We start from the raw sequence: 13,054 nt of genomic DNA, 5'->3' as shown, positions 1-13,054 counted from the left end.
GTCACGTCCTCAACCTAGGAATCGCCAGGTCCGCGCCCCAGCCGCCAAGGCACCCAACGCCCGAAGCAAAAGGCGAGGTCGGCGGGGTGGTGCTAGGTACACCCCGGCTCGGGGTCCGGCGCCAGTGCCGCACAATGGTCGGGCGGCCAGACTGGACAGTGCCCGAGGTACGGGCGGTACGGCCCACGACGGGGAGAGCACATATGAGAGTCCGCAACGCGCTGCGCGTATCCGCCCAGGGGTTCGCGCTGGGGTTCGTCACCCTCGCGGGCTCGATCACCCTGTTCGTGGCGACGGTGCTGTCGATCGTGTTCATCCTGCTGGGCATCGGCCTGATCACGACCCCGTACGTGCTGGCCGCCGTGCGCGGCTTCGCCAACTGGCGGCGGCGGATCGCGGGCGACTGGGCCGGGGTGACGATCCCCGTGCCCTACCGGCCCTTCCCGCCCGACCTGCGTCCCGGCTTCACCGGCCTGGTCGAGCGGTGCACCCTGCTGCTCAAGGACCCGGCGACCTGGCGGGATCTGCTGTGGCTGTTCACCGACATGACGGCGGGCTACGTCACCTCGCTCTTCTCATTCATCTTCATCCCGTACGGCATCTACGGTTCGGTGCTGGCGGCGGGCGTCTGGCGACCGATCGTGAACTCGGGCGGCAACGAGTGGTACGCCTTCATCCCGGTCTCCTCGCAGTCCACGGCGAACCTCGCGGCGCTGCTCGGCCTCGGCTTCCTGGTCCTCGCCGTGTTCGTGAACCCCGCGCTCCAGCGCGCCCACTTCCTGGTCGCCCGCAGCCTGTTGGCGCCCACCCCGCAGATGGCGCTCACCGCCCGGGTGGAGCGGCTGACCGCGACCCGGCATGACGCGGTGGACACCTCCGCCGCCGAGCTGCGCCGCATCGAGCGCGACCTGCACGACGGCGCGCAGGCCCGGCTGGTGGCGATGGGCATGAGCCTGGGCACCATCGAGGCGCTGATCGAGAAGGACCCGCAGCAGGCGAAGAAGATGCTGTCGATGGCCCGGGCGAACTCGGCCGAGGCGCTGGCCGAGCTGCGCGACCTGGTGCGCGGCATCCACCCGCCGGTGCTGGCCGAGCGCGGCCTGGGCGACGCGGTGCGGGCGCTGGCGCTGCGGATGGCGATGCCGGTGGAGGTGGACGTCGAGCTGCCCGGGCGGTTCGAGGAGCCGGTGGAGTCGGCGGCGTACTTCGCGATCAGCGAGGTGCTGACGAACGCGGCCAAGCACGCGCGGGCCGAGCGGGTGTGGCTGGACGTGCACCACGCGGACGGCACGCTGCGGATCGCGGTGACCGACAACGGTCAGGGTGGGGCGGACACCACCGCCGGCACGGGCCTGACCGGCATCGAGCGGCGGCTCGGCGCCTTCGACGGGGTGCTGGCCGTCAGCAGCCCGGTGGGCGGGCCGACCATGGTGACCATGGAGATCCCGTGCGACCCGTACCCCGTCTCCTCCCGCAGGTCGTGAGCCTGCCCGCGCGGTGGGGACGGGACCCGGTCGGGCCGCGCCGGGCGTGAGCGGGCGCGGCCCGTGGCCGTGGGCGCGCCGGGTCCGTGGGCGGGCCGGAGCCGGGACCATGGGCGGGCTGGGGGCTCGGGCGGTCGGCTGGATTTCGCGCCTGCCGCGCGGTTTGGGAGCATGGGCCGAGCGCTGGCGCACCGCCGCGCCCGGGACCTGAGATGGATGCAGATGAACGAGTGGACCCAGATCCGGGACCGTGCGGGTTCCATCGTGCGGGAGGACGCGGCGTTCCTCGTGGTGAACAAGCCCGCCGGCATCTCCGTGATGGGCGAACGGCACGAGAGCGACCTGGTCCGGATGGCCGAGGAGGTCGGCGAGACGCTGATCCCGTGCCACCGGATCGACAAGGCGACCTCGGGCGTCGTGCTCTTCGCCAAGCAGCAGCGCATCCAGTCCGAGGTGACCCGGCAGTTCAACAAGCGCACGGTGGACAAGGCGTACCTGGCCCTGGTGCCCACCGACGGGCGGCCCGGGGGGCTGCCGGAGCGCGGCACCATCGACTTGCCGCTGAGCGTGGGGCGCAAGAACCGGGTGCGGGTGGGGGCGCAGCGCGAGGACATCATGACCAAAGCGCCGGCGGCGACGGAGGCGGCGCACGGCTGCTGGCGGGTGCCGGACGAGAAGGTGTTCACGCACGTCAAGACGTATCCGTCGATCACCCACTTCACCCGGTTGTGGGCGGACGAGCGGCACACGCTGCTGGCGATCGAGCCGGTGACCGGGCGCCGGCACCAGATCAGGGTGCACCTGGCGTGGATCGGGTTCCCCATCGTGGGCGACCCGCTGTTCGACAAGCAGGCCGCCGCCCGTGGCGAGCGGACCTGCCTGCACTCGTGGCGGCTGGCGTTCGACGCGACGTGGGCGGGGGGCGAGCGGGTGACGGTCTCCGCCGACCCGGGGGACGACTTCTGGACGCCGGTCGCGGAGCGGCTGCCCGCGGGCGGGCCGGCCGCCTGGCTGGAGGGGCCCGCGGCGGCGGGGTCCTCCTCCGCCTGAGCCGCGCCGGGTCGTCCGGCGCGTACGCCGGCCGGGCCGCGCCCCGCGCCGACCTGGCACCGCCCACTCCGTGGCGGGCGGGTGGGGCGCGCTCGGTAGAGTGCCAGGGCATCCGCCGCCGGAACGCCGGCGGCGCCTGATCCCCTTCGCTGGAGTACGCCGTGCGCGCTGTCGTGGCCGAAGACCTCTTCCTGCTCCGGGACGGTCTGGTGCGGATGTTGGAGGCGTACGACTTCGAGATCGCCGCCGCGGTGGAGTCCGGTCCCGAACTCGCGCGCGCGCTGGCCGAGTTGGAGCCCGACGTGGCCGTGGTGGACGTGCGGCTGCCGCCGTCCTTCACCGACGAGGGACTCCAGTGCGCGCTCGCCGCGCGCCGGGCGAAGCCGGGCCTGCCGATCCTCGTCCTGTCCCAGCACGTGGAGCAGTTGTACGCGCGCGAGTTGCTCGCCGACGGCAGCGGCGGCATCGGCTACCTGCTCAAGGACCGGGTCTTCGACGCCGACCAGTTCATCGACGCGGTACGCCGGGTGGCCGCCGGCGGCACCGCGATGGACCCGCAGGTCATCTCGCAACTGCTGACCCGGCGCTCGCAGGACAAGCCGATGGGCAACCTGACGCCCCGTGAGAAGGAGGTGATGGAGCTGATGGCGCAGGGCAGGTCCAACGCGGCCATCGCCGCGCAGCTCTTCGTCACCGAGCGGGCGGTCGCCAAACACACCTCGAACATCTTCGGCAAGCTCGACCTGCCGCCGTCCGACGACGACAACCGGCGCGTTCTGGCCGTCCTCGCCTACCTCGACCGGGGCTGACGACACCGGCCCGCAAGGCGTCTCGACCCGGGGTCTGGCAGCGGTTACGGTGCCCTCGCATGTGTCCACCGATCCTGACGAACCGTGGGGGCATCCGTGAGTGACCTGACCAGACGCACCGTCCTCGGCACCGCCGGCGCCATCGGCGTCACCGCCGCGCTGGCCGCGCACGGCAGCGGGGCGAGCGCCGCCCCGCACGCCGGTGCCGGCGCGGCCCGCGACGGCAAGCCGTACTCCCTGGCCCCGGCCCGCGCGGCCCTGGCCCGGCTGCTGCCCGACCACGTGGACCAGTTCCGGCTGCGGCTGCTGGCCGACGGCCCCGGCCACGGCGCCGGGCGGCGACCCGGCGGCCGGCACGACCGCGACCGGCGCGAGCGCTTCACCGTCACCGGCTCCACCGGACGCGTCGAGGTCGCCGGGACCAGCCCCGCGGTGATCCTCACCGGCGTGCACTGGTACCTCAAGTACACCTGCCGGGCGCACCTGTCGTGGTCGGGCAACCAGCTCGACCTGCCCGAACGGCTGCCCGCCCCGCGCGAGCCGCTGCGCCGCTCCACCGCCCTCCCGCACCGCTTCGCCTTCAACGACACCCACGACGGCTACACCGCGCCGTACGCCGACTGGGGCCGCTGGGAGCGGATGATCGACCTGCTCGCGCTGCACGGCTGCAACGAGGTGCTGATCACCGCGGGCCAGGAGGCGGTCTACCACCGCTTCCTCCAGGAGTTCGGCTACTCCGACGCCGAGCTGCGCACCTGGCTGCCCGCCCCGTCCCACCAGCCCTGGTGGATGCTCCAGAACATGAGCGAGTACGCGGGCCCGGTCAGCCCCGAGCTGCTGGCCAAGCGGACCGCGCTGGGCCAGCGCATCGCGGACCGGCTGCGCGAGCTGGGCATGTCGCCGATCTTCCCGGGCTACTTCGGCACCGTCCCGGGCGGCTTCGCCGAGCGCAACCCCGGCGCGCGCACCATCGAGCAGGGCACCTGGAACGGGCTGCCGCGCCCGGAGTGGCTCGACCCGCGCACGCCCGTCTTCGAGCGGGTCGCCGCCTCCTTCTACCGCCATCAGGAGGAGCTGTTCGGGCCGGCCGTCGGCTACAAGATGGACCTGCTGCACGAGGGCGGCAACCCGGGCGACGTGCCGGTCGCCGACGCGGCGCGCGCCGTGCAGGGCGCGCTCGCCGCCGCCCGGCCGGAGGCCGTCTGGGTGATTCTCGGCTGGCAGGAGAACCCGCGCCGGGAGCTGCTGGACGCCGTCGACAAGAGCCGGCTGCTGGTCGTCGACGGGCTCTCGGACCTGGAGCGGATCGGCGACCGCGAGCGGGACTGGGGCGGCACGCCGTACGCGTTCGGCACCATCCCCAACTTCGGCGGGCGCACCACGATCGGCGCCAAGACCCACATGTGGGCGGACCGTTTCACCGTTTGGCGGGACAAAGCCGACAGCGCGTTGGTGGGCACCGCGTACATGCCCGAGGCCGCCGAGCGCGACCCGGCCGCCTTCGAACTCTTCAGCGAGCTGGCCTGGCGGGACGCGGCCGTGGACCGCACGGCCTGGTTCCGCGAGTACGCCGACGCCCGCTACGGCGGCCGGGACCGGCACGCCCACGAGGCGTTCGACGCGCTGCGCGAGAGCGCGTACGAGATCAGCAGCGCCGATGGGCGGCCGCACGACTCGATCTTCGCGGCGCGGCCCAACCTCGGCGCGCGCTCGGGCACCTACTACGCCACCCGCGAACCCGCCTTCGACCTGGCCGTCTTCGACACCGCCTTCGCCGCCCTGCTCGGCGTGCGGCCCGCGCTGCGCCGCTCGGACGCCTACCGGTACGACATCACGGACCTGGGCCGGCAGGTGCTGGCCAACCGCTCCTGGCAGTTGCAGCCCCAGCTCAAGTCGGCCTACCAGCGCGGCGACCTGGCCGCCTTCCGCGCCCTGTCCCGGCTGTGGCTGCGACTGATGGCGCTGAGCGAGGAGATGTCGGCGGCGCACCGCGGGTTCCTGCTCGGCCCGTGGCTCGAGGACGCGAAGCGGATGGCGTCCAGCGAGGCCGAACAGGCCCAACTGGAGCACTCCGCACGGGCGTTGATCACCACCTGGGCCGACCGCGCCACCGCCGACACGGGCCGGCTCGCCAACTACGGCAACCGCGACTGGCAGGGGCTCATCGGCGACTTCCACCTGCCGCAGTGGCGGCTCTACCTGGACGAGTTGGAGGACGCGCTCGCCGAGGGCCGCGAGCCGAAGACGTTCGACTGGTACGCCATCGAGGAGCCGTGGACCCGGGAGCGCAAGAGCTACCCGCAGCGGCCGACGCACGACGCGTACCGCACCGCGAGCCGGGTCCGCGAGGTGCTGGCCCGCGCCCCCTACCAGGGCGCCATCGAGGTCAGCGCCGACCCGACCGCGCTGGAGCCCGGCGGCGACGCGCTGGTGACGGTGGACTTCCACAACATCAACGGCCTGGCCCCCACCGGCCGCGTGGACTTCCGCCTCACCGGCCCGGACGCCACCCCGCAGGGCCCCACCTCGGTGCCCAGCGTCCCGGCCGCCGGCCACGCCACCGCACAGTGGCGGGCGACGGCGCCGAGCACGCCGCTGGCGGCGCCGCTGGAGCCGCTGCCGTACGAGCTGAGCACGGTCTACGGGCCGCGCGGCGAGGACCGGATCACCGACGTGCGACGGGGCACCCTGCACGTCGCCGGCCCGCTGGAGGCGGGGCTGCGCACGGTCACCACCAACGACGCGGTCTTCGGCCAACTGGGCGACCGGTACGCCATCGCCGGCGGCGGCCGGGACCTGTGGAAGGCCACGGCCGAGTTCGGCGCGGTCTACCGGCCTCGGTCGCTGGCCACGGGCGGCGCGGTGAGCGTGCGCGTGACCCAGCAGCCGGCGACCGGCCCGTGGGCGCGCGCGGGCATCATCGTCCGTAACGACCTGTCCACCGCCGGCTCCCCGGGCTTCCTCAACCTGGCCGTCACGCCCGGCAACGGCGTCGTGCTCTCCTACGACGCCAACGGGGACGGCACCGTGGACACCTACCGGCGCGTCACCGGCGTGCGGGCGCCCGTGCTGCTGCGGCTGACCCGCGAGCCGTCCGGCGCGTTCACCGGTGCGCTGTCCACGGACGACGGGGCCACCTGGCGCACGGTGGGCACGGTGAGCGTGCCCGGCGCCGCCGACCAGCAGGACGCGGGCCTGTTCATGACGGCCACGCACGGCGGCTCGGGGGCCCACGGGCTGGTCGACTTCGCCGACTGGCAGACGCGGTAGGCCACGGGTCGCGGGGCCATCGGCGCGGGCCCCGCGACCCTGCCGCGCAGGTGACCATCGCCTGCCTCGCTCGTTCTACGGGCCGTGGAACAGCAGCAGGCGACAGCGCCCCCCAGCGAGCCCCCCGGCCCCCTCGACCTGGAGGCCGCCGAAGCCGCCCTCGCGGAGCACTATCCGCATCTGGTGCGGCTCGGCTACGTCGTCCTGCCGCCCGACCTCGGCCGCACCCGCCGCGTCCTGACCGCGCACGCCCTGGCCCAGCGCGCCCTGCCGCGCGGCGCGACACCCGCCGCCGAGCCGGTCGCGACCCGCCCGGCCGGGCTGCCGGGGCAGCGCGGGGCGCGCGAGACGGCCGGCGGCTACGCGCCGCTGCGGCTGCGCGTGTTGCGGGCCGCCCTCGATGCCGCGCGACCGCGACGGCGCTGGGAGTTGCCGTCCCGCGCCGCCCTGCCGCCGCTGCTGCCGCAGGTGTGGGGGCTGCGGTTGGCCACCCGCTCTGACGGGGCCGCCGCGCTGGCCCTGGAACAGACCCTGGCCTCCCTCTCCGGGCCCGGCCGGGCCGCCTTCGCGCTGCGTGACCTCGACGGGCTCGACGGGCCGGCGCTGCGGCGGGTCCTCGCGGAGGCGGGCGTGGCGGACGCGGCCGCGGCCGTCGCCGAGGCCGACGGCGTCCCCCGGGTCGACGGCGCCGACCGGCCGCGGCTGGACTCGCCGGCGTTCGACCCGTGCGCGCTGCGCGCCCGGCCGACGGACCTGGCGCGCCGCCGCCAGCACGGCCGGGCCGCGTTGGCGGCGGCGGCGGCCCTCGCGGTGTGCGCCGTGTTGCTCGGGATGCCCGGCGACGGCTGGGGCCCGGACGGCGCCGCGGCCCCCTCCTACGCCCGTAACCCCGCGGCCGACGCGGCGCTCGACCCCAACCGGCTCACCCGCGCCGAGCCGAACGCCTGGCGCACCGCCAGCCGGCGCGACTTCGCGACCTGGCCCGCGCGCGGCGACCGGCTCGGCGACCGCGAACTGCTGCGGCGGGCGCTGGCCGTGTGGGCGCGGCCCGGCGGCTCGGTGCGGGTCTCGGCCACCCCCGGCACGCTGCCCGGACCGCCCGCCGGGCCGCCCCAGTTGCTGTTCGCCGGCACCGTGGACCAGGACGCCGTGGTGCTCTTCCACGACGGGCTGCGGGTGGTCAGGTACGCGGAGGCCGGGAGCGGCGACGGCGGCGGCGCGCTGCTCGACCTCGGGCGCGCCGACGCGGCCGACCAGGCGTCGGCGACGGCCCTGGTCCTCGGCCGCGTCGACGGCAACGTGCGCTACCTGACGGCTCCCTGGGTGCGCTCGGTCGCGGTGCGGAACCTGCTGGCGCCGCAGGAGGACGCGCGGCCCGTCACGCGCGGCGCCGACGGGGTGACCGCCCCGGTGCGCAGCCCCGCCGAGGCCAGGGAGTGCACGTCCTGGCCGGCCCTGCAACTCGGCCCGCACCTGGCCACGGACCTCGGGGAGTTGGTCCCGGCCCGGCTGACGTACGGGTCGCCCAGCACCACCGGCACCGACGCGACGGGCGCGGAGGCGCTGCGCGGCCTCGCCCGTACCGCCTGCCACCTGCCGGCGCTCCGCGGGGCCGGCGTGCGCAGCGTGAACGCCTGGCAGTTCGCCATCCAGCCGCTCCCGGAGGCCGCGGGCAGCGCCGCCTGGGTGTGTGCCAGGGCGGAGACGTGGCGCGGCGCGGGCGCCAGGACGCTGGCCCAACTCCAACTGCCCGCGCGCCGCCCCGACACGCCGGGCACAGCCGCCGCCCGCGCGGAGGACTCGGCGGCGTGCGGGCCACGCGCTCCGCACGTGCTGTCCGGAGTGCTGTGGAAGTCCCCGGCCGGCCAGTGGTACGTGCTGGCCGCGGGCGACTCCGAGGTCACCTCGATCACGTTGAGCGGCGAGCTGACCGGCTCGACCCCGGGCAACCTGCTGGCCCTGCCCACCGAGCCCGGCACCCGCCCCGACCTCAGCGCGACCCTGGCGAACGGCGAGCGCCTCGCGGCGCTGCGCTGACCACTCGCCCCACCCCGCACCCGACCGGCCGGCCCGGTCCCGGACTCGCCCCCGGGACCGGGCCGGTTCGCGTGGGGGCGGCGGGTCGGCGGGCTCGCGGAGGGACCCGGGCGGAGCCGGGCGGCGAGCGCGGGTCGCGGGGCCGGGGGGCGGCCGGCGGCGGTGGAAATTCGCGGGTGCGCACCCCTGTTGCCAACTACTTACCCGCCAGTACATTGACGCCATGTCTAACAAGGCCAAGGCGCGGCCCGCCCCCGTGGCCTCGGAGTACACCCCGCTCACGGCACGGAACGTGGACTTCGAGTGGTCCGGCACCCCCCTGCACTGGGTTCCGGGCGACCCCGCCACGACGCACACGATCAACGTGTTGCACCTGCTCCTGCCCGCCGGCGAACGCTGGTTCGTGCACGTCTACAAGCAGGCTCTGCCGCTCATCCGGGACGAGCGGCTGCGCGCGGACGTGCTCGGCTTCATCGGCCAGGAGGCCATGCACTCCCAGGCGCACGACCAGGTGCTGCCGCACCTGGCGCGGCTCGGGCTCGACCCCACCCCGTACACGGCACAGGTCGACTGGTTCTTCGAGAAGCTGCTCGGCGACCGCACGCTGCCGCCCGGCCGGGCGCGCGACTGGTGGCTCCTTGAGCGGATCGCGCTGATCGCGGCGATCGAGCACTACACGGCGTTCCTCGGGGACTGGGTCCTCGGCGCCGACGCGCTCGACCGCAAGGGCTGCGACCCGGTCATGCTCGACCTGTTGCGCTGGCACGGCGCCGAGGAGGTCGAGCACAGGTCGGTGGCGTTCGACCTGTTCCTGCACGTGGACGGCGGCTACCGGCGCCGGGTGCGGACCTGGGGCGCGGCGCTGACCGCGCTGGTCTTCCTCTGGCAGCGCGGCATCAGGTTCTTCATGGCCAACGACCCGACGCTGCGCGACGGCAAGGCCAGCCTGCGGGAGTTCGTGCGGGCCGGGCGGCAGGGCCTGCTGCCCCGTCCCGGCGCCATCGCCCGCTCCATACCGGCGTACCTGAGCCCCGGCTACCACCCCTCGCGGGAGTGCAGCACCGCCCAGGCCCTGGCCTACCTGGCCAACTCCCCCGCCGCGACGGCCGCCGAGGCCAAGCCGACCCCCACCCGCTCGACCGGAGGTGCCTGACCATGGCCCGCGTCCCGCTGCCCCGCCCCCGCACCGTCATCGCGCTCGCCGCCGCCGCGCTCGTCGTCCGGCACGCCCTGGGCCGCGGGGCCGATCGGTCCCCGCTGTGGCCCATGCCCGCGCTTGAGGACCCGATATCCGGGCGCGGCCGGGCCGGGAGCGGCGGCGCTGCCCTGCGCATGATGATCACCGAGCGGCAGGAGGCGGCCGACGGCGTGGTGCGCCTGCGGCTGACCGGCGCCGAGCTGCCGCCCTGGCAGCCCGGGGCCCACCTGGACCTCGTGCTGCCCTCGGGGACGATCCGGCAGTACTCGCTGTGCGGCGACCCGGCCGACACCACCTCGTACACCATCGCCACCCGGCTCATCGAGGACGGCCGGGGCGGCTCGCGGGAGGTCCACGAGCAGTTGCACGAGGGCGAGGAGGTCGAGGTGCGCGGGCCGCGGAACCGGTTCCCGCTGGTCGAGGCTCCGGCGTACGTCTTCGTCGCGGGCGGCATCGGGATCACGCCGATCCTGCCGATGCTGCGCGCCGTGGAGGCGGCCGGCGTGCCGTGGCGGTTGGTGTACGGGGGGCGATCGCTGGCCAGCATGCCGTTCGTGGCCGAGGTCGAGAAGCTCGGCGGCCCCGAGAAGGTCAGCGTGCTGCCCGAGGACGAGCGGGGCCGGCCGGACCTGGCGGCCGTGCTGGCCGGCGCGCCCGAGGGGGCCGCGGTCTACTGCTGCGGGCCCGACGGGCTGATGGACGCGGTCGCCGAGCTGTGCGCGGCCGACCCGCCCGGCGGCGGGCTGCACATGGAGCGGTTCGCGCCGGGCGGGGCGAGGCACCGCGGCGGCGTGGACACGGCGTTCGAGGTGGAGCTGCGCCGCACCGGCACCACGGTCAGCGTCGGGCCGAAGACCAGCGTGCTGACCGCCATCCGCGAACAGGCCCTGCCCGACCTGGCGTACTCCTGCGCCCAGGGCTTCTGCGGCACCTGCCTGCAACGGGTCGTCGCCGGCGACATCGACCACCGCGACGAGTTGCTGACCGACGCGGAGCGCGACGACCAGATGCTCATCTGCGTCTCGCGGGCGTACGGGGACAGGCTCGTGCTCGACCTCTGAGCCGGTCGGGGCGGTGTGGCGGCCAACTAGGATGAGGCCATGGCCAAGAGCGCGCGCCGCAGAATGGGCGTCGAGGAACGACGCGAACAGCTCATCACGGTGGCGCTCGACCTCTTCGCCAGTCGTTCCCCCGAGGACGTCTCGATCGACGAGATCGCCGAACGCGCCGGTATCTCCCGGCCGTTGGTCTACCACTACTTCCCCGGCAAGCAGAGCCTGTACGAGGCGGCCCTGCGGCGGGCCGCCGACGAGCTGAGCGCCCGCTTCGTCGAGCCGCGAGAGGGGTCGTTGGGCGAGCGGTTGCTGCGCGTCATGGGCCGCTTCTTCGACTTCGTCGAGGACCACGGGCCCGGCTTCTCGGCCCTGATGCGCGGCGGCCCGGCCGCGGTGGTCGGCGGCGGCGACGTGCCGCACGCCACGGGCAGCGCCCGCGCGACCATCGACGACGTGCGGCAGGCGGCGTACGAGCAGATCCTGGCGCACCTGGGGGTCGAGCGGCCCTCCGCGCGCCTCGCGCTGATCGTGCGCTCGTGGGTCTCGCTGGCCGAGACCACCGCCCTGCTGTGGCTCGACGGACGCACGGTCGCGCGCGCGGAGCTTGAGACGCAGCTCGTGCACGACTTCGTGGCGCTGGCCGCCGTGGGCGCCGTGGCGGACCCGGAACTGGCCGACCTGGTGCGGGACCTGCTCGCGCAGGAGCCGCCGGACGGCCTCTTCGCCGACCTGCTGACACGGCTGGTCACGCTGGTGCCCGCGGCACCCGAGGCACCTGCGGCACCTGCGGCCCCCGAGGCATCTGCGGCCTCCCGGGTTCCGCAGGGCCCCCACAGCTCCCACACCCCGCACGTCTCTCACACCCCGCACCTCCCGCACGCTCCCCGGGCGCCCGAGGCCCCTCGGGTCTGAGGACTCCCCACGTCCGGGCTTCCCGAGGGCTGGGACGCGCGGGCCCGGGATGCCCGGGTTCTACGGCTACGTCCCACCTGCGGGACGGGCGGTGGCGGGTGGTCGCCGCGTGCTGGCCGGTGGGTCGCCGGCTGTTGCGCCCCGGGACGTTGATCGCCCGACGCCTGTTCGACGCTGAGTTGTCAGACACTGGGGGTAGCGTCACCCCTGTGACCACGCACGCGACACCCCCGAACCCCCTCCACATCCTGGCCGCCGACCCCACGGGACGCACCCTGGGACTCGACTTCGACCTGCCGCCGGGCACCCTGCACCGGCTCACCCTCGACGGTCTGTGGCACGAGCCGCTGCTGTGGCGCGCCACCGAGCCGGCCACGGAGGACTCCTGGGGGCGGCTGCTGCCCGCGCTGAAGGCGGCCGGGTTGCGCCCGGTGCTGCTCGGCGGGGAGCGCGAGAGCGATGGCGACCAGCCGTGGAACGAGGAGCTGGGCCCGGACCTGGCGTCCGACCCGGACGACTTCGAGGCCGGCGCGCTGCTGGCCGAGTGGTGGGCCGACAACACCGCCCCGGCGGAGGACGAAGAGGCTGCGGCGGTCGCCGACCAGCGGGGCGCCGCCGTGGTCGATGGGGGCGTCGAGCTGGCGGACGGGCTGGAGCCGGGCCCGGAGGAGGAGTTGGCGGACGGCGCGGCCGAGGGTTCCTGGCGCGCGGCCCACGCCCCGGGCCAGCCGGCGCGCGAGGGTGGCGCGGACCTGGACGACGCCGTGGCGCTCGCTCCGTACGGCACCGCGTGGCCCGGCCTCGCGCCGGCTTGCCCGGCCGTGGTGGACCCGGACGAGCGCGCCGCCGAGGTGGCCGCCGCCCTGGTGGAGTACGACATCCTCACCGCGCCCCGGATAGCCCTGGTGCCGGCCGAGCGCAGCGCGGACGTCCTCGCGGCGATCGGCTGGCTCGGCCCGCTGAACTACGACGAGGACGCGGCCCCGTTCTCCGCCGTGCTGCGGTCCTGGGAGGACCGGTTCGGGATACGCGTGGTGGCGCTGGAGTTCGACGTGCTGCACGTGTCGGTGCCCCACCCGCCCCGCACCCTGGAGGAGGCGCTGCCGATCGCCGCCGAGCACTTCGCGTTCTGCCCGGACAACATCTGGCAGGACAGCGAGACCCTGGAGCGGTACGCGCGGGAGCACCTGGTGGGCAAGCACAACTGGTCGTTCTGGTGGGACTGACCGGGCCGTGACG

Annotated in this window: 9 protein-coding genes; all 9 read left to right on the top strand. The window is 75.1% G+C overall.

Going from position 1 to position 13,054, the window contains the following annotated elements; translation table 11 throughout:
• The first annotated feature begins 203 nt into the window (after positions 1-203).
• Positions 204-1,484, top strand: a complete 1,281-nt coding sequence (locus H7H31_RS26405; protein WP_187062888.1) for a sensor histidine kinase — start codon at positions 204-206, stop codon at positions 1,482-1,484.
• Positions 1,485-1,706: 222 nt separating this feature from the next.
• Positions 1,707-2,534, top strand: a complete 828-nt coding sequence (locus tag H7H31_RS26400; RefSeq protein WP_187062887.1) for an RluA family pseudouridine synthase — start codon at positions 1,707-1,709, stop codon at positions 2,532-2,534.
• A 161-nt stretch (positions 2,535-2,695) separates the two neighbouring features.
• Positions 2,696-3,343: a LuxR C-terminal-related transcriptional regulator gene (locus tag H7H31_RS26395; RefSeq protein ID WP_187062886.1), complete on the top strand. Its 648-nt coding sequence runs from the start codon at positions 2,696-2,698 to the stop codon at positions 3,341-3,343.
• Between the two features lie 96 nt (positions 3,344-3,439).
• Positions 3,440-6,613 carry an alpha-N-acetylglucosaminidase gene (locus tag H7H31_RS26390; protein WP_187062885.1) on the top strand — a complete coding sequence of 1,058 codons (3,174 nt, stop codon included), beginning with the start codon at positions 3,440-3,442 and terminating at the stop codon, positions 6,611-6,613.
• An 84-nt stretch (positions 6,614-6,697) separates the two neighbouring features.
• Positions 6,698-8,650, top strand: a complete 1,953-nt coding sequence (locus H7H31_RS26385; RefSeq protein WP_187062884.1) for a hypothetical protein — start codon at positions 6,698-6,700, stop codon at positions 8,648-8,650.
• A 223-nt stretch (positions 8,651-8,873) separates the two neighbouring features.
• Positions 8,874-9,803: a metal-dependent hydrolase gene (locus H7H31_RS26380; protein WP_187062883.1), complete on the top strand. Its 930-nt coding sequence runs from the start codon at positions 8,874-8,876 to the stop codon at positions 9,801-9,803.
• A 2-nt stretch (positions 9,804-9,805) separates the two neighbouring features.
• Positions 9,806-10,909, top strand: a complete 1,104-nt coding sequence (locus H7H31_RS26375; RefSeq protein WP_187062882.1) for a PDR/VanB family oxidoreductase — start codon at positions 9,806-9,808, stop codon at positions 10,907-10,909.
• A gap of 39 nt (positions 10,910-10,948) precedes the next feature.
• On the top strand, positions 10,949-11,815 hold the full coding sequence (locus H7H31_RS26370) for a TetR/AcrR family transcriptional regulator (protein ID WP_232110095.1): 867 nt from the start codon (positions 10,949-10,951) through the stop codon (positions 11,813-11,815).
• A 209-nt stretch (positions 11,816-12,024) separates the two neighbouring features.
• Positions 12,025-13,041: a DUF4253 domain-containing protein gene (locus H7H31_RS26365; RefSeq protein WP_232110094.1), complete on the top strand. Its 1,017-nt coding sequence runs from the start codon at positions 12,025-12,027 to the stop codon at positions 13,039-13,041.
• Positions 13,042-13,054: the final 13 nt, after the last annotated feature.

This window comes from Streptomyces buecherae (assembly GCF_014295035.1).
GTDB classification, from domain to species: Bacteria; Actinomycetota; Actinomycetes; order Streptomycetales; family Streptomycetaceae; genus Streptomyces; species Streptomyces youssoufiensis.
Note: the sequence above shows the minus strand (reverse complement) of the source record. Positions and strands in the feature narration are given on the sequence as shown.

What these genes read in the sequence shown, in the direction of transcription:
- H7H31_RS26405 (WP_187062888.1), top strand. Translation starts at nt 204, where the DNA reads ATGAGAGTCCGCAACGCGCTGCGCGTATCCGCCCAGGGGTTCGCGCTG.
- H7H31_RS26380 (WP_187062883.1), top strand. Translation starts at nt 8,874, where the DNA reads ATGTCTAACAAGGCCAAGGCGCGGCCCGCCCCCGTGGCCTCGGAGTAC.
- H7H31_RS26375 (WP_187062882.1), top strand. Translation starts at nt 9,806, where the DNA reads ATGGCCCGCGTCCCGCTGCCCCGCCCCCGCACCGTCATCGCGCTCGCC.
- H7H31_RS26370 (WP_232110095.1), top strand. Translation starts at nt 10,949, where the DNA reads ATGGCCAAGAGCGCGCGCCGCAGAATGGGCGTCGAGGAACGACGCGAA.
- H7H31_RS26400 (WP_187062887.1), top strand. Translation starts at nt 1,707, where the DNA reads ATGAACGAGTGGACCCAGATCCGGGACCGTGCGGGTTCCATCGTGCGG.